At 63.9% G+C, this 16,758-nt stretch carries 13 protein-coding genes; 7 read left to right on the forward strand and 6 right to left on the reverse strand.

Features of this window, described 5'->3' with window-relative positions; all coding sequences use genetic code 11:
* The first annotated feature begins 111 nt into the window (after positions 1–111).
* The gene (locus QA640_RS30035) at positions 112–1,032 is read left to right on the forward strand and encodes an alpha/beta hydrolase (RefSeq protein ID WP_283036478.1); all 921 of its coding nucleotides are present in this window, start codon (positions 112–114) and stop codon (positions 1,030–1,032) included.
* A 129-nt stretch (positions 1,033–1,161) separates the two neighbouring features.
* Here the strand turns inward: QA640_RS30035 and QA640_RS30040 are convergent, their stop codons facing one another.
* From QA640_RS30040 to QA640_RS30065, 6 genes are all read right to left on the reverse strand, one after another.
* Positions 1,162–1,836, reverse strand: coding sequence for a spermidine synthase (locus QA640_RS30040; RefSeq protein WP_283036479.1), 675 nt, complete (start codon positions 1,834–1,836; stop codon positions 1,162–1,164).
* Positions 1,837–1,877: 41 nt separating this feature from the next.
* Entirely contained in the window at positions 1,878–5,114 is a 3,237-nt protein-coding gene (locus QA640_RS30045) for a cytochrome P450 (RefSeq protein ID WP_283036480.1), read from the reverse strand.
* A 129-nt stretch (positions 5,115–5,243) separates the two neighbouring features.
* On the reverse strand, positions 5,244–6,239 hold the full coding sequence (locus QA640_RS30050) for an alpha/beta hydrolase (RefSeq protein WP_283036481.1): 996 nt from the start codon (positions 6,237–6,239) through the stop codon (positions 5,244–5,246).
* Positions 6,240–6,249: 10 nt separating this feature from the next.
* Positions 6,250–7,800 carry a wax ester/triacylglycerol synthase family O-acyltransferase gene (locus QA640_RS30055; protein WP_283036482.1) on the reverse strand — a complete coding sequence of 517 codons (1,551 nt, stop codon included), beginning with the start codon at positions 7,798–7,800 and terminating at the stop codon, positions 6,250–6,252.
* Between the two features lie 46 nt (positions 7,801–7,846).
* The gene (locus QA640_RS30060) at positions 7,847–8,647 is read right to left on the reverse strand and encodes an alpha/beta hydrolase (RefSeq protein ID WP_283036483.1); all 801 of its coding nucleotides are present in this window, start codon (positions 8,645–8,647) and stop codon (positions 7,847–7,849) included.
* Positions 8,647–8,904: a DUF6489 family protein gene (locus QA640_RS30065; protein WP_283036484.1), complete on the reverse strand. Its 258-nt coding sequence runs from the start codon at positions 8,902–8,904 to the stop codon at positions 8,647–8,649. The genes QA640_RS30060 and QA640_RS30065 overlap by 1 nt, the downstream gene beginning before the upstream one ends.
* Before the next feature lie 306 nt (positions 8,905–9,210).
* On the opposite strand from QA640_RS30065, the gene QA640_RS30070 reads away from it, so the two are divergent.
* From QA640_RS30070 to QA640_RS30095, 6 genes are all read left to right on the forward strand, one after another.
* A complete protein-coding gene (locus QA640_RS30070) occupies positions 9,211–10,812 on the forward strand; it encodes an ABC transporter substrate-binding protein (RefSeq protein WP_283036485.1) in 1,602 nt (533 codons plus the stop codon).
* A 100-nt stretch (positions 10,813–10,912) separates the two neighbouring features.
* A complete protein-coding gene (locus tag QA640_RS30075) occupies positions 10,913–11,893 on the forward strand; it encodes an ABC transporter permease (RefSeq protein WP_283036486.1) in 981 nt (326 codons plus the stop codon).
* Between the two features lies 1 nt (position 11,894).
* The gene (locus tag QA640_RS30080) at positions 11,895–12,866 is read left to right on the forward strand and encodes an ABC transporter permease (protein WP_283036487.1); all 972 of its coding nucleotides are present in this window, start codon (positions 11,895–11,897) and stop codon (positions 12,864–12,866) included.
* 13 nt (positions 12,867–12,879) lie between these two features.
* Positions 12,880–13,866 (forward strand): ABC transporter ATP-binding protein, encoded by a 987-nt coding sequence (locus QA640_RS30085; protein WP_283036488.1) that lies wholly within the window; start codon positions 12,880–12,882, stop codon positions 13,864–13,866.
* Positions 13,863–14,852: an oligopeptide/dipeptide ABC transporter ATP-binding protein gene (locus QA640_RS30090; protein WP_283036489.1), complete on the forward strand. Its 990-nt coding sequence runs from the start codon at positions 13,863–13,865 to the stop codon at positions 14,850–14,852. Before QA640_RS30085 ends, QA640_RS30090 begins: the two co-directional genes overlap by 4 nt.
* A gap of 86 nt (positions 14,853–14,938) precedes the next feature.
* Complete coding sequence (locus tag QA640_RS30095) at positions 14,939–16,744, forward strand: gamma-glutamyltransferase family protein (RefSeq protein ID WP_283036490.1); 1,806 nt, start codon at positions 14,939–14,941, stop codon at positions 16,742–16,744.
* Positions 16,745–16,758: the final 14 nt, after the last annotated feature.

Consider the following 16,758-nt stretch of genomic DNA (forward strand, 5'->3'; position numbering starts at 1 on the left):
GTTGTGACGGGCGGGTCAACCCACGAGCAGCGGCCTGGTGTCGTGCACGCGGCTTCTTTGCGACGGCAAACCGTGCAATACAATGTTGGTCGTCAGCAAGGGAACACGCCCGTGAATGCCTCCGCCCATCAGCCGCCGCAGACCGTCCGCGCCAACGGCATCGACATCTGCTACGAGATTTTCGGCAACGACAATGCCGAGCCCTTGCTGCTAATCATGGGACTGGGCGCCCAGATGATCCACTGGGACGACGCGTTCTGCGAACAGCTCGCCGCCCGCGGCTTTCGCGTGATCCGCTTCGACAATCGCGACATCGGCAAGTCCAGCCATCTGACCGGCGGCAAGCGGCTGACGCCGTTCGAGCTCTTGAAGCTGCGCTTCCTGAAGATTCCGGTGGCCGCCACATACAAGCTGATCGACATGGCCAGGGATACGGTCGGCCTGATGGACGCGCTCGGAATCAAGTCGGCGCATCTCGTCGGCGCATCGATGGGCGGCATGATCGCGCAGGAAATCACGCTGTCGTTTCCGCACCGCGTGCGCTCGCTCACCTCGATCATGTCGACGACGGGCAATCCGCGCGTGCCGCCGCCGACCCGCGAGGCGGCTGCCATGCTGATGGCGCCGCCGCCGCGCAGCAAGGAGGAATTCATCGTTCGCTACGGCCAGACCTGGAAGGTGCTGCGCGCCGGGCATTTTCCGGAGGAAGAGGCGCTCGATCCCGGCCGCGCCGAACGTGTTTTCGCGCGCGGGCTCAATCCGGCAGGCGTCGGGCGACAGCTGCGCGCCGTGCTCGCCTCCGGCAGCCGCAAGGAGCGCTTGCACAGCGTGAAGACGCCGACGCTGGTCATCCACGGCACCGTGGATCCGCTGGTGCGCCCCGAGGGCGGCAAGGACACCGCGGCGTCGATCCCCAACGCAAGACTTCTGATGATCGACGGCATGGGCCACGCGCTCCCGATGCGCTTCTGGCCGCAAATCATCGACGCCGTCGACAAGCACGCGCACGGGGCGGCAGCGAAGGCAGCCTAAAGCGCGATGAGATTAAGATGAATCATCATCGCGCTTTAGTCTAGGTTATTGTTTGAGCATGATCTCCGCGTGAACGCGTTCCGCGTTTGTCGCGAGGGAAAACCGCTTCACACTTTTCCGGATCATGCTCTAGCTCTTCCTCGCGATCCAGATCACGTGGCGCGCACCACCGCCCTTTCCGGTCGCGCGGACGTTGACTTCGTTGACGTCGAAGCCTGCGGCCCGAAGGCGCTTGGTGAAAGCCGGATTGTTCCCCGAGGACCAAACGGCGAGCGCGCCTCCCGGCCGTAACGCCATCCGCGCCAGTTTCAACCCGGTTGCATTGTAGAGCGCGTCATTGCTCTTGCGGGTCAGCCCTTCCGGACCGTTATCGACGTCAAGGAGAATGGCATCAAAGGCCGATTGGTGCGCTCGAATGATTTCGGAGACATCTGTCTCCCGGATACTCACACGAGGATCATCGAGGCTCTCGCCAAAGACTTGAGCCATCGGGCCTCGCGCCCAGGCGACCACCGTAGGCACGAGCTCCGACACCAAGATCTGCGCCTTGCTTCCGAGCACGGCGAGCGCCGCACGTAACGTAAAGCCCATGCCCAATCCGCCGATGAGGACGACGGGCTTGGCGACCTTCTCGATCTGTTTGGCCGCAAGCGTCGCGAGTGCGGCCTCCGAGCCCGACAGGCGGCTGTTCATCAGCTCGTTGGTGCCGAGCATGATGGAGAACTCTTTGCCGCGGCGCATCAGGCGAAGCTCGCCATCGGAGCCGGGGATCCGTGCGGTATCGATCTTTTCCCAGGGAATCATGCGAAAGCTTTAGCACGATTTGTTTCGAAGCGCGGCTCGGGTTACCCGCCCGCCCAGACGTCGAGCACGTAGCGGTTCTTCGCGCCGAGCTCCTCGATCCAGCGCGCGCCGCCAGCGGCATCGCTGCCGCTCTTCTCGCGATAGATCGCCACCAGCGCCGCCTTCACGTCGGGCTCCATCTTGCCGCCATCGCCGCAGACATAGATGATCGCGCCCTGCTCGATCAGGGCCCAGACCTTATCTTTCTGCGCGGCGAGAAGGTGCTGTACGTAGGTCTTCGGACCGTCCGCGCGCGAGAACGCGGTGAAGAGCTCGGTGATGCCGCTCGCCTCCAACGCCTGCAATTCGTCCCGATAGAGATAGTCCTGGTCCGGATGGCGGCAGCCGAAGAACAGCATAGCCCGCTCAAGGCCGGCGCCCTTGGCCTTGCGCGCGGCGCGCTCCTGGAGGAAGCCGCGGAACGGCGCAAGACCCGTACCCGGGCCGATCATGATGATCGGCACCGACGAATCGTCCGGCAGGCGGAATCCGGCCTTGGTTTCGCGCACCGTGGCGTAGATCGTGTCGCCGGCGCGGCGATCGCTGAGATAGTTCGAACAGACGCCCTTGTAGATGCCGCGACTTGAAGCGGCCGGGCCGCCGACCACGCCGACGGTAACGCTGCAGCGCGTAGGATCGACCGAGGGCGAGGACGAGATAGAGTAGTAGCGCGGCGCAAGCAGCGAGAGCATTTCGAGATAGACATGGAACGGCAGCTCGCAGGCCGGATATTCGATCAAGAGATCGAATACCGATTTGCGCTTGGCCAGGATCTCGGCGCGGTAGCGCTCGCCGGCCTCCGCGTCGTCGCAGACGAAGGCGAGCAGCTTCGGTTTGGTCACCGGACAGCGCGTGTTCTCCGACATGATCTGGATCTGCTTGCGCGTCGCGACCTGCTGGAGCTCGACGAAATCGGTGAGGAGCTGACCGACCGACAGACCCTCGCCGACGGGCAATTGCGCGCGGCGGCCTTCAGCCACGGCGAGTTTGATCTGGTCGGCCGGCAGGAAACCGAAGCGGCGCGCAACTGCATCGACCAGCGCAGGATCGTTGCGCGGCACCACGCTGAGATGGTCGCCGACGCGGTAGCTCATGCCTTGCGGCAACTGCACCTCGATATGGCGCGTCGAGCGCTCGGACGGATTGGGACCGCCCTTGCTCTGGAGTTCGTCATTGACCAGCACCTTCATCGCCGCCGTGCCTCCGAGCGCAGCGATCGCGTTGACTGCACCGGGCGCGACGGGCTCGACCTTGTACAGCGGCTCGTCATCGGCGTTGCGGCTGAAATTTGCCGTCAGCCCCCACTCCTTCACGGCCGCGGGCGCGGCAGCGACGAACCATTTTTCGAACTGGCCGTCGAGATCGCTCCGCGCATCGCCCTCGCCGCGCGCATAGAGGCTGCGCGCACCATGGGCAGCCAGCTGCTCGTCGATGAAGCGCGGCACGGATTGATAGGTGGCGGCCCAGTCGCTGTTGCCGCAACCGAACACAGCGTAGCGCACTTTCGAGAGCGCGTCCTTCGGCATGTCGCCATGCAGCCATTTGACGAACTCCGTGGCATTGTCCGGCGGCGCACCGTTGTAGGAGGCGCAGAAGATCAGCACGCCGCCCTTGTCCGGCAGCTTGCCGGCATGGTCGTCCAGCGGCGCAAGCTTGCTGGCGAAGCCATTGACCTGCGCGAGATCGGCAACGCGCGCTGCCAGTTCCTCGGCCGTGCCGAGATTGGAGCCATAGAGCACCAGCAGCGGCGTGTTGTGCCCGGGGCGCGTGGTGGCGCGCGGTGCGGCCGCTCCCGCGCTCGCAGTCGCCGCGGCAGGGCCGGAATAGGCGCCGCGTTCGCGATCGGCGCGCGGACGGACCTTGATCTTGAATCCTTCCGGCTTGATGGTCAGCGTTTCCTTCAGCTGCATCTGGTAGCGCTGATGGTCGATCAGCCTGAAGCGCTGGAGGATCATGCCGAGCGCAAGCGCAGCCTCGTGCATGGCAAAGCCGCGGCCGATGCAGGCGCGCTGGCCGTTGCCGAACGGCTTCCAGGCATTGACGGGGCGCTTGGCCTCCGCCTCGCGGCTGAAGTTCTCTGGATCGAAGGCATCGGGGTTGGGTCCCCAGACGCTGGGATCGCGATGCAGCGCCGTCACCAGGATCGTGGTGAAGGTGCCCTTCTTCAGCTTGTACTTGCCGCCGCCGATCGTCTCGTCCTTCAGCGGCGAGATGCCATAGGCGGGCGCCGGCGGCCAAAGCCGCAGCGCCTCCTTCAAAACCTGCGTGATGTAGGTGAGCTGCGTCACCTGTTGATAGGTCGGCTTGGCGTTGACGTCAGGACCGAAGACGCGGTCGACCTCGTCATAGGCCTTCTTGAGGATATCCGGGTGCTTGAGCAGCGCAAAGATCGTGTAGGACAACAGACCGCTGGTGGTTTCGTGCCCCGCGATCAGGAACGTATTGATCTGGTAGCGGATGTTGACGTCGTCGAGCTGCTCGCCGGTCGTGCGGTCGACGCCGGTCATCATGGCTGCGAGCATGTCCTTCTTGCCGTCTGAGCCTTCCGCGGCTTTGCGCCGCTCGGCGATGATCTCGTCGACCATCTTGTTCATGAAGGCGACGTCCTCATGAAGCGTCTTCCGCCGCTTCTGCATCCAGAGCCGCTCGAACGGCAGGCCGCGGGTCATCATGATGGTTTCGAGCGAGCGCACCAGCGACTCGACGAAGGGATGGTAGTCGCGCCGGTAGAAGGAATTGAAGCGGTAGTCGAAGCCGCAGAGACCGATCGTATCCAGCGTCAGCGCGGTCATGTCGTGGACCACGTCGATTTCGTCATCGGCGTTGAGCCGCTCCCATTTCTTGACCAGCTGCTCGGCGATATCGACCATGCTCGGATGATAGGACTGCATGGCGCGGTTGCCGAAGGGTTGGAGCAGGATGTTGTGGGCCTTGCTCCAGTTCGGCTCGTTGGTATCGGCCGTGAAGAGGCCGTCGCCGCCGACGGCGCGCACCCGGCGCAGCGCACCACGCACCACCTTGTCGAAGCGCTTCTCGTCGGAAAGCTCGTCGACGAGTTCATGGCCGGAGACGATGACGATCGGCGAACCCATCATGTCGAGCCAGAAGATCGGGCCGAGCTCCTTGGCGAGACGCGTCAGGTGCTGCACGGGTGCGGCCGAATCCAGCGACAGCATGTTGCCGACCACGGGCCTGGTCGGCGGATGCGGGATTGGCTCCAGACGGTTCTTGGATGACATTTATGTAGGTTTCCCCTGCCCGGCTCAACAAATACAGTCATTGCGAGGAGCGAAGCGACGAAGCAATCCAGACTGCCATGGCGGATATATTCCTGGATTGCTTTGCTTCGCTTCGCTCGCAATGACGGCTTAGCCGAACCGCCTTCTACGCCATTCGATCAGCTTGGCGCTGACCTCTTCCGGCTTTTCCTGCTGCGTCCAATGGCCGCTGTCCCTCACCAGATGTTTCTCGAGATCCGGCACCAGCTTCTCCATGCCATCGGCGGCCGAGGGCGGCAGCACCGCGTCGTTCTCGGCCATGATCATCAGCGACGGCACGCGCACGTGATGGTCCAGCCCCTTGGAGTTCTGCCAGTTGCGGGTGAAGTTGCGGTACCAGTTGATGCCGCCGGTGAAACCGGTTTTCGCAAAGGTGTCGACGAACACCTTCTTCTCCTCCGCTGACAGGATGGGCGTCCGCGGGTCATGCCTGGCGTCGTAGTTCGCGATCATCTGCGGGAACGCGAGGTTGATGCGGGGGGAGGCTCCAATGCCGGCAATCGGCTGTTCCTCCGGCGCACCCGGCGGGCGCGCGACCGGCTTGCGCATGAAGGCGTCGAAGGTCTCTTCGACGCGGCTGCCAAAAATCCGATCCGGCTCGTGCGCCGGGTCCTGGAACTGCACGATGTACATCTGATCGCCGAACCGCTTGCGAAACAGCTCGATCGGGTCCTCCGGCGCGCGGTCCCAATGCGGCGTGTTCACGCCGACGACGCCGGCGACGCGCGAAGGGTGGCGGAGCGGCATCTGCCAGACGACGAAGCCGCCCCAATCGTGGCCAACGAAGATCGCCTTGTCGATCCCGAGATGGTCGAGCAGACCGACGAGATCGCCGGTCAGATGTTCCATGTCGTAAGCCTCGACCGGTTCGGGCCGATCGGTTGCGCCATAGCCGCGCTGATCGGGCGCGATCACGCGGATGCCGGCCTCACTCAGTGCCTTGATCTGGTGACGCCAGGAGAAGGCGAGCTCCGGCCAGCCGTGGCACAGCACCATCGGTGGCTTGTCGCTGTTCGGGCCCGCCTCGTAATAGCCCATCCGAATTCCGTTCGTCTGCACGAACTTGAGCGGCGGCATTTCAATCATTGCAAAATTCCTACTCGGCAGCGCCTTTGACGTCGGCCGCAGGCGGCGCATAGGCCGCTTCCAGCGCGGCGAACTCCTCCGGCAGCATGTCGCACATCACCTGCACGTGTGGGATGATGTTGGCGCCGACGATGAAGCCGAAATCGAGCTGGTCGCGATAGCTCTGCACGGTGATGTTGAGCGCCTGCCCGTGGGTCGAGATCGACACCGGGTAGATGTGCAGAAGCTCGGCGCCTGCGGCATAGAGCGTCTGCCGCGGCCCCGGCACGTTGGAGACGGTGATGTTGGCGGCCGGCGGCAGCACGTCCGACAGGTTGGAGCGGCTGTAGAGCAGCGCCAGAATCTGCACCATCATCGGCGCGCCCAGCATCGAGATGTTGGAGACCTGCGGCATCAGCGCGCGCAGCGGATGCGACATCTCCTTGGCCTTGGTCGACTGCGCAATGATCGCCTCCAGCCGTCCCTTGGGATCGTCGACATTGGTGGCGATCGAGCAGATCATGCCGAACACCTGGTTGTTGGCCTCGGTGTTGCCCTCTTCGCGGAGCGAGATCGGCACCGCCGCGGTCAGCGATTTCGCGGGCAGCGTGCCGTATTGCAGGAGATAACGCCGCACCACACCGGAGGCGAGCGCGAGCACGACGTCATTGAGCTTGCCGCCGGCCTGCTTGGCGAGCGCTTTGGCGCGCGACAGCGGGATCGAGACGCCGGCAAAGCTGCGCTCGGAGGAGATCGACTTGTTGAGCATGGTCGGCGGCGAGACCATGCTGGCAAGGCTCTCGCGCGAGTTGGGATCGGAGATCTTGCCGAGCACGTCGGACACGCTCTTGAGCACGGTCGGGATGTTGCCGGCAAAGCGCACCGCGCTTTCGATCTGGTACATCGCATTGTCGAACAGGATCGAGCCGATATCGCTCTTGCCCGTGCGTGGAAGTTGCAGATTCTTGGCGGCCTGTGACGCTTCGAGCGGCTGGGTGAAGAGCTGCTGGTAGGAATCGAGCAGATTGGCGGCGATGTCGCGCGGCTCCTGGCCGGGCCTCGCGCCGCCCACCGGCGGATCGACTTTCCGCGGGATCGGCGAGATGTCGTAGATCATGTTGGTCAGCGCGGCGCCGGCGCCGCCGTCGATCGCGGCATGGTGCATCTTGGAGTAGAGGCCGACCTCGTTGTCCTTCATGCCCTCGAACACATAGAACTCCCAGAGCGGACGGGCGCGGTTCAACAGCTTGGCATGCATCCAGCCGACGATGCGCTCCAGCGTCGCACGGTCGCGTGGCGCCGGCAGGCTGGCGCGGAAGATGTGACGGTCGATGTCGAACTGGTCGTCCTCGACCCAGGAGGGATGGTCGATGTCGAGCGGCGCCTTTTCCAGGCGCGCCTTCAGGATCGGCGCGATGTGCAGCCGCGAGGCGATCATCGCCTTGAAGTCTTCGAAGAAGTCGCCCTTGTAGTCGTCAGGCAGGCGAAAGATCGCCATGCTGCCGACATGCATCGGCATTTCCGGCGTTTCCAGATAGAGAAACGACGCGTCCAGCGACGACAGCTTCTTACCGTCACCCATAGTTCCCTCCACTCATTTCAGACAGGCGCCTTACCGGCGCTTCTTGTCAGGCCGCTACTGTAGGGTGCGGCGGAGCATATGCAATGGCAAACGGGCCCGCCCGGTCGAATGGCCAGAACTCCCCTTCCGGCTGCGCCAGCCGATCGGCCACGGCCCAGAGCGCTGCGGGGTTGACCCCGAGCCCGATATGGCTCGCGAAATAAACCTCAATGTTCTCGGCGCGCTCGCAAGGGCGGCACTGACAGGTGCGCCAGTGCACGATGCCGTCGCTGCGCGAAAAGATCGAGGTGGAAGGGACCGGCAGGTCGCCGGCGATGGCCTCGCGCAGCTCGGCAAAGTCCTCGACCCGCTCGCCCGACAGCGTCTCATAGAGCCGCGTCGCATTGGTCGCCCGCACGTCGTTGGCAAAGGGGCTGCCGAGCGTGACGACATAGCGGACCATGTCGGGCGCCTGTAGAGCCAGGTCGCGGGCATAGACGCCGCCGAGGCTCCATCCGACGAGGCTCACCTTGCGCCCGGTCGCCGCATGAATTTCCGCCAGACGGACACGCAACGCGTCCCGAACGCGCGCCAGCCCGCCGAGATTGCGGCCCATTCGCCAGGCCTGGGCGTCATAGCCGAGTTCGTGCAGATAGCGGCGCATCGGCGCCATCGACAGGTCGCTGGCGAGAAAGCCGGGCAGCGCCAGTACCGGATGACCGTCGCCCTTGGGGGCCCGCATCAGAAGCGGCGACAGGAACAGGCTGGCGTTGAACTCGAACAGGCCGCGCGCTTCCGCGAGCAGCAGTCCGAGGCCCGGCGGACGAAGCCGGCTCGAGGCCTGTGCTCCGCTCTGCTCGGGCGGCATTATTTCTTCTTGTCGCTGCTGCGCGTCCCACCGAGGCCGGCCATGGTGACGAACATGTCCTGAAACCGCTCTGCGAGCTTGGGATCGAAGGTGAACCAGCTCTGGATCAGGGATTCCGGTGAGACCTTTTCGATGTTGCTCAGCACTTGCTGCTGCAACTTGTCCATGACGGCAGTCTGCATCGGTCCCACATCCGGCAATCCGAAGAACTGGCGGGCTTCGAGGGGAGTGCAGTCAATTTCGACGTTAACTTTCATGTCTCCTCCTGATCGGATTGGAGCAACTTGCCACAGTATCACCGCGAGTTGTGGTGCGACGCAAGCGACCAGATGCGAGGCGCCGCGCATCCCCTCCGGCATTCGGTCAATATGGTCAATCAAAAGTCGAATGTCGCCGTCGGGCGATCTGTCGGACTATCGGTCAGCATTGCTGCACAGCGGCGCAAGTTGGCGCGTTCCTTGCTGGAATGCGCTTGCACGGTGCAAAAACTCTGGGCAACATGGTTTCATCAGCCGGCCGAACAAGCAAAAATCACGGTGCGGGCACAGTGGAGAGGGTCAAGAATGTCGGTACGTCAGGGTCTTTTAGCGATGACGCTCGCCTCCGCGCTGGCGTTGGCGGTGTCGCCCGCCTCGAGCCAGACGCTGCGCTACGCCAACCAGGGCGAGCTCAAGTCGCTCGACCCCTATACGCTCAATGAGAGCACCACCCACGCGCATCTCGGCCACGTCTATGAGGGGCTGATCGAGCTCGACAAGGACCTGAAGATCATCCCGGCGCTCGCCGAAAGCTGGGAAACGCCGGAGCCCACCCGCTGGCGATTCCACCTGCGCAAGGGCGTCAAATTCCACAATGGCGATCCCTTCACCGCCGATGACGTGGTTTTCTCGGCTGACCGCGTCCGAGCACCCGGCTCGAACCTTTTGACCCGCGTCCCTGCGGACGTCAAGGTCGTGAAGGTCGACGACTATACCGTCGATTTCGTTCTGAAGTCTCCCAATCCCATCCTGCTCTCGGGTTGGGATACTTGGTACATCATGGACAAAAAGTGGGCGGAGGCGAACAACGTGGTAGCGCCGACGCCGGTAGCTGCCACGACCCCAAGCTACGCCTCGTTGCACACCAATGGCACCGGTCCCTTCATGATCGAAAGCCATCAGCCGGGCGTGAAGACCGTCTTCAAGGTCAACCCGAACTACTGGCAGAAGCCGCAACATAATCTCAAGGAAATCGTGTTCACGCCGATCGCCTCGGACGCAACGCGGGTCGCTGCGCTGCTATCGGGCGAGGTCGACGTCATCGAGCCGGTTCCGATCCAGGATATCCAGCGTATCAATGCAAGTCCCAATGCGGCGGTGCTTTCCGGCCCGGAATTGCGCACGATATTCATTGGCATGGACCAGTCCCGCGACGAGCTCCTGTTCTCGAACGTCAAGGGCAAGAACCCATTCAAGGACATCCGCGTCCGCGAGGCCTTCTACAAGGCGATCGACGTCGAGCTGATCAAGAATCGCGTCATGCGTGGGCTCTCCACTCCCTCCGCCCTGATGATCGCACCGGAGCTCTTTCCGCTGTCGAAGGAGTTCACACGGCCCAAAGCCGATCCGGACGGCGCAAAGAAGCTGCTGACTGAAGCCGGCTATCCTGATGGCTTCGAGGTGACGATGGATTGCCCGAACGACCGCTACGTCAATGACGCGGCGATCTGCCAGGCCGTGGTCGGTATGCTCGCCCGCATCGGTGTCAAGGTGAACCTGCTGGCGCAGCCCAAAGCGCAGTATTTCGCCAAGGTGCTCAAGCCAGGCGGCTACAAGACCTCGTTCTACATGCTGGGCTGGACGCCGGGCACGATGGATTCGCACAACGTGCTGCACGACATCATGGGTTGCCGCGATGATCCCAAGGACCCGAACCGCGGCGAATCCAATCTCGGCGGCTATTGCAACAAGCAGCTTGACGAACTCACGGACAAGATCCTGGTCGAGACCGACATCGCCAAGCGCAACCAGTTGATCAAGCAGGCTTACGAGATCTCGATCAAGGACTACGCCTACATCCCGCTCCACCAGCAGGCGCTGGCTTGGGGTGTATCGAAGAAAGTGAAACTGGTTCAGCGCGCGGACAACCAGGTGCTGCTCTACTGGGCCAACAAACAGGAAGAATAAGTGTTGATGCGTTGTGAAGTCCCGGAAGCCTCGGCTTCCGGGACTTGCCGTTTAGGGTTACGCAATGATGCGCGCCTCTGAAGAGACCTGAAAGGAACCGATGCTCGCTTTCACTCTTCGCCGGGCAATCCAGGCAATCGGCGTCATGATCGCCGTCGGCATCATTTCGTTTGCGATGTTCCGCTTCGCCGGTGACCCCGTGAACCAGATGGTGTCGCAGGATACATCCGTTGCTGAACGCGCCGCGATCCGCCACTCGCTTGGTCTGGACGATCCCTTCATCGTGCAGTTCGGCCACTATGTTGCCGATGCGGCGCAGTTCAAATTCGGCATCTCCTACCAGTTCCGCCAGCCGGTCTCGGCGCTGTTGATGGAACGGATGCCCGCAACGCTGGAACTCGCGATCTGCGCAACCATCTTCGCGATGGTCGGCGGCATCCTGATGGGCGTCTATTCGGCGCTCCGCCGCGACACCTTGCTCGCGCACGCATTCCAGGCGATCTCGCTGATCGGGATCTCGCTGCCGACCTTCCTGATCGGCATCCTGCTGATCTATCTGTTCTCGGTGACGCTCGGCTGGCTGCCCTCGTTCGGGCGCGGCGACGTCGTGCATATCGGCTGGTGGACGACCGGGCTGCTCACACTCTCCGGATTGAAGGCGCTGATCATGCCGTCGATCACGCTCGGCCTGTTCCAGATGACGCTGATCATGCGCCTGGTGCGCGCCGAGATGCTGGAGGTGCTGCGCACCGACTATATCCGCTTCGCCCGCGCCCGCGGGCTGACCACACGCGCAATCCATTTCGGCCACGCACTGCGGAATACGTTGATTCCCGTGATCACGGTGGCCGGTCTGCAGTTTGGCTCGGTAATTGCTTTCGCAATCATCACCGAGACCGTATTCCAATGGCCGGGAATGGGATTGTTGTTCGTCCAGGCCGTGCAGAATGTCGATATCCCGATCATGGCAGCCTATTTGATGATGGTGTCCCTGATCTTCGTCACCATCAATCTCGTGGTTGATATCCTCTACACCATCGTCGATCCGCGTCTGCGCTCGACGGTCAGCCGGGCACATTGAGATGAGCGAGGCCGTCGTCCAGCACAAAGCTGAAGAGTCCCTCGCGCGCAGCGCCGCCCAATCCGGCTGGTTCAAGCGCGCCATCGAGAGCGACCTGTTCTATTCCTTCCGCCGCTCCAAGATCACCATGATCGCGGCTGCGATCACGCTGCTGTTCTTCCTGCTGGCGATCTTCGCCTCCGTGCTCGCCGTGCAGAATCCCTTTGATCCGGCGCAGCTTCAATTGATGAATTCGCGCATTTCGCCACTCTGGACTGCCGACGGTCAGAGCCCATTCCTGCTCGGCACCGACGAGCAGGGCCGCGACGTACTGTCCGCGATCCTCTACGGCTTGCGGATATCTCTCCTCGTCGGCGTCCTCGGCGTCGTATTCTCCGGCGCGCTCGGCATCCTGCTTGGCCTGACGGCCGGCTATTTCGGCGGCGCCGTCGACGGCCTCATCATGCGCGTCGCCGACGTCCAGCTCTCCTTCCCCGCGATCCTCATCGCGCTTCTGATCAACGGCATCGCCAAATCGCTGCTCGGCAACAAGCTCGACGAGATGAGCATGCTCGGCGTGCTGGTGCTCGCCATCGGCCTGAGCTTCTGGGTGCAATATGCCCGCACGGTGCGCGGCTCGGTGATGGTCGAGAAGAACAAGGACTATGTCGCCGCCGCACAGCTCATCGGTCTGCCCGCGCCCGTAATCATGCTGCGCCATGTATTGCCGAACACGATGGGGCCGATCCTTGTCATTGCCACGATCAACCTGGCACTCGCGATCATCACCGAGGCGACGCTGTCGTTCCTCGGCTCCGGCATGCCCGAGACCATGCCCTCGCTCGGCACGCTGATCCGCATCGGCAACAACTATCTGTTCGCCGGCGAATGGTGGATCGTCGCCTTCCCAGGCCTTGCGCTCGCGGTGCTGATCCTCTCCATCAACCTGCTCGGCGACTGGCTGCGCGACGCGCTGAACCCAAAACTCAGGTGAGTCCACCTCGTCCATGACCGACACAGTTCTCTCCGTGCGTAACCTTCAGGTGGAGTTCGCCTCCCGTCGCGGCACGCTACGCGCGATCGACGGCGTCTCCTTCGATATCGCCAAGGGCGAGGTGCTGGGCGTGGTTGGCGAGTCCGGCGCGGGTAAGTCTGTCACCGGGCTCGCCGTGATCGGCCTGATCGATCCGCCCGGCCGCATTGCCGGCGGCGAGATCCATCTCGCCGGCACGCGGATCGATCACCTGCCGCCGGAGGAGATGCGCCGCGTCCGAGGCAAGCGGATCGGCATGATCTTCCAGGATCCCCTGACCTCGCTCAACCCGCTTTACAAGATCGGCGACCAGATCGTGGAGACGATCCGCACGCATCTCAACCTGTCCGAGCAGGCTGCGCGCAGCCGCGCCATCGATCTCCTCGCCGAGGTCGGCATCCCCGCGCCGGAGAAGCGCATCGACGGCTATCCCCACGAGTTCTCCGGCGGCATGCGCCAGCGCGTGGTGATTGCGCTCGCGATCTGCGCCGAGCCCGAGCTGATCATCGCGGACGAGCCGACCACCGCGCTCGACGTCTCCGTACAGGCGCAGATCATCTCGCTGATCAAGCGGCTCGGTCGCGACCATGGCACCGCCGTGATGCTGGTGACCCACGACATGGGCGTGATCGCGGAGACCTCCGACCGCGTCGCGGTGATGTATGCCGGTCGCGTCGCCGAGATCGGGCCGGTGCAGGACGTCGTGAAGAATCCGCTGCACCCCTACGCCAAGGGCCTGATGGGCGCGATCCCGACACTCGCCGGCGAGGACAAGCGTCTGGTGCAGATCCCCGGCTCCATGCCGCGCCTGTCGGCGATCCCGCGCGGCTGCTCCTTCAATCCGCGCTGCGCCTTTGCGTTCGACCGCTGCAGGGTCGAGCGGCCCGAGCCGCTGGTGCGAGGCGCGCAATCGGTCGCCTGCCATCTCTACGACACCGTCCCCGCGGAGAGCGCAGCATGAGTGCGCCCTTCGTCCAGGCCAAAAAGCTGCGCCGCGTCTTCGACGTCTCGAAGCCGTGGCTGAACCGGGTGCTCGAGGGCGGCCAACTCGAATATCTCAAGGCCGTCGACAGCGTCACCTTCGACATCAACAAGGGCGAGACATTTGCGCTGGTCGGAGAATCCGGCTCGGGCAAGACCACGGTCGCACGGATGATCGTCGGCCTGTTGCCGCCGAGCTCGGGCCAGGTCCTGATCGACGGCGTGTCGATGACCGATCCGAAGCAGGCGCCGGCACGCCGCCGCCTGCGCCGCCGTATCCAGATGATCTTCCAGGACCCCTATGCGTCCCTCAATCCGCGCTTCCGGGTCGACGCCATCATCGCCGAGCCGATCCGCGCCTTCGACCTGATCCAGGGCGAGCGCGACATCCAGGCCCGCGTCGGCGAATTGTTGAGCCTGGTGGGGCTGCATCCCGACGACCGGCTGAAGTACCCGCACGAATTCTCCGGCGGTCAGCGCCAGCGCATCGCGATCGCGCGCGCGCTGGCGTCCGATGCCGAATTCATCGTCTGCGACGAGCCGACCTCGGCGCTCGACGTGTCCGTGCAGGCGCAGATCCTCAATCTGATGCGCGACCTCCAGGACAAGTTCGGCCTCACCTACATGTTCATCAGCCACAACCTCGCGGTCGTCCGCCACATGGCGAGCCGCGTCGGCGTGATGTATCTCGGCCGCATCGTCGAGATCGCCGAAGGCCGTGAGTTGTTTGCGCGCCCGCGCATGCCCTACACCAAGATGCTGCTCGGCGCGGTGCCGGATCTCGCGATGTCCGGACGCCAACGGATTCCGGTCAAAGGCGAGATCCCGAACCCGATCGACCCGCCGCCGGGCTGCGCATTCAATCCGCGCTGCCCCCTCGCCTTCGATCTTTGCCGAAAGGAGACGCCGCAACTGATCGACGGCGTCGCCTGCCACGCCGTCAACACGGCGCCAGAACCGGCGTGACGCGCGCTGCCATGCCGCCGCGCAATTGGCAGCGGGTCTTGCCTGTGATCAATTGCGCCCGCCGTAAACAAGAAAAGTGATCTCCCATGGCCAGCAACATCAATCCGGATCCCTTCACGACGAGGCCCGAGATCGAAGGCACGTTCGGGGTCGTCGCCGCCACGCACTGGATCGCGACCGCCGTCGGCATGGCCATCCTCGAAAAAGGCGGCAATGCGTTTGACGCCGGCGTCGCGACCGCCTTCACGCTTCAGGTGGTCGAGCCACATCTCAACGGTCCCGGCGGCGACGTTCCCATCATCCTGCATGACGTCAAACGCGGACAGACCGAGGTGATCTGCGGCCAGGGCCCGGCGCCGGCGCGCGCCACCATTGCCCATTACAAGAGCGAAGGGCTCGACATGGTGCCCGGCACAGGCCTCCTCGCGGCATGCGTTCCCGGCACCTTCGAATCCTGGATGCTCTTGCTCCGCGACTACGGCACGATGCGTGTGCGCGACGTGCTCGAACCTGCGATCTCCTACGCGCGCGACGGCTATCCGCTGGTCGAGCGCGCTTGCGCGACGATCAAGACCGTCGAGCAGCTGTTCCGCAAGCACTGGCCGACGTCGGCTGCCGTCTACCTGCCGAACGGCGAAGTTCCAAAACCCGGCACGCTCTTCACCAACAAGAGCCTCGCCGCCACCTATTCACGCATCCTGAGCGAAGCCGAATACGGCGGCAGTGACCGCGACGCCGAGATCGAGCGCGCGCGAAAGGCCTGGTCGCGAGGCTTTGTCGCTGAGGCCATCGACAAGTTCTGCCGGACGCAGGAGGTGATGGACGTCAGCGGCGCGCCGCATCGCGGCGTGCTCTCGGCCGACGACATGGCGCGCTGGCAGCCGACCATCGAAGCGCCGCTGACCTATGACTACGGCCGCTACACCGTCTGCAAGGCGGGCGTCTGGAGCCAGGGTCCGGTCACCTTGCAACAGCTCGCGCTGCTGAAAGGCTTTGCCCTCGACGGGCTCGATCCGACGGGCCCCGAATTCATCCATCTCCAGATCGAATGCGCCAAGCTCGCTTTCGCGGATCGCGAAAAGTTCTACGGCGATCCCAAGTTCAACGAAATCCCGATCGCGACGCTGCTGTCGGATGCCTACAACGACGAACGCCGCAAGCTCGTCACCGACAAGGCCTCGCTCGAGTTCCGGCCCGGTTCGGTCGAAGGCTTTGGCGGGGTCGTCAAGCTGCGCCGCGCCGAAGGTCAACGCGAGGCTGTCGGTGCGCTTGGCGCCGGCGAGCCGACGGTCGGCCGCTTTGGCGAGGTGCGCGGCGACACCGTGCATTTCGACATCATCGACAAGGCCGGTAACATGGTGTCCTCAACGCCGTCCGGCGGCTGGCTGCAATCCTCACCGGTGATTCCGGAGCTCGGCTTTTGCCTGGGCAGCCGCGCGCAGATGTTCTGGCTGGAGGAAGGCCACCCCGCCTCGCTTGCGCCGGGCAAGCGGCCGCGCACGACGCTGTCGCCGACCATGGCGCTGCGCGACGGCGAGCCTTATCTCGCCTGGGGATCCCCGGGCGGTGACCAGCAGGATCAGTGGGTCACGCAGTTCTTCCTGCGACATGTCCATTGCAACCTCAACCTCCAGGAGGCGATCGACGCTCCGGCCTGGCATTCCGAGCATTTCCCGATCTCGTTCTGGCCGCGCACCGCGCGTCCCGGCGTCCTCGTGGTCGAGAACCGGGTACCCAAGGCTACGATCGAGAATTTGCGCGAGCGCGGGCATATCGTGGAGGTCGGTCCCGACTGGTCCGAAGGCCGTCTCACCGCCGCAGCGCGCGTCGGGGTACGCCGGCGCGCCGCCGCGAATCCACGGGGCATGCAGGGTTACGCGGCAGGACGCTGAAGGCAGAACTCTGA

The organism is Bradyrhizobium sp. CB82 (assembly GCF_029714405.1).
Classification (GTDB): domain Bacteria; phylum Pseudomonadota; class Alphaproteobacteria; order Rhizobiales; family Xanthobacteraceae; genus Bradyrhizobium.

Bases quoted from the DNA above. Each gene is read 5' to 3' on its own strand.
- QA640_RS30085 (WP_283036488.1), top strand. From the start codon at position 12,880: ATGACCGACACAGTTCTCTCCGTGCGTAACCTTCAGGTGGAGTTCGCC.
- QA640_RS30050 (WP_283036481.1), bottom strand. From the start codon at position 6,239: ATGATTGAAATGCCGCCGCTCAAGTTCGTGCAGACGAACGGAATTCGG.
- QA640_RS30065 (WP_283036484.1), bottom strand. From the start codon at position 8,904: ATGAAAGTTAACGTCGAAATTGACTGCACTCCCCTCGAAGCCCGCCAG.
- QA640_RS30080 (WP_283036487.1), top strand. From the start codon at position 11,895: ATGAGCGAGGCCGTCGTCCAGCACAAAGCTGAAGAGTCCCTCGCGCGC.
- QA640_RS30045 (WP_283036480.1), bottom strand. From the start codon at position 5,114: ATGTCATCCAAGAACCGTCTGGAGCCAATCCCGCATCCGCCGACCAGG.
- QA640_RS30075 (WP_283036486.1), top strand. From the start codon at position 10,913: ATGCTCGCTTTCACTCTTCGCCGGGCAATCCAGGCAATCGGCGTCATG.
- QA640_RS30095 (WP_283036490.1), top strand. From the start codon at position 14,939: ATGGCCAGCAACATCAATCCGGATCCCTTCACGACGAGGCCCGAGATC.
- QA640_RS30060 (WP_283036483.1), bottom strand. From the start codon at position 8,647: ATGCCGCCCGAGCAGAGCGGAGCACAGGCCTCGAGCCGGCTTCGTCCG.
- QA640_RS30070 (WP_283036485.1), top strand. From the start codon at position 9,211: ATGTCGGTACGTCAGGGTCTTTTAGCGATGACGCTCGCCTCCGCGCTG.
- QA640_RS30040 (WP_283036479.1), bottom strand. From the start codon at position 1,836: ATGATTCCCTGGGAAAAGATCGATACCGCACGGATCCCCGGCTCCGAT.
- QA640_RS30090 (WP_283036489.1), top strand. From the start codon at position 13,863: ATGAGTGCGCCCTTCGTCCAGGCCAAAAAGCTGCGCCGCGTCTTCGAC.
- QA640_RS30055 (WP_283036482.1), bottom strand. From the start codon at position 7,800: ATGGGTGACGGTAAGAAGCTGTCGTCGCTGGACGCGTCGTTTCTCTAT.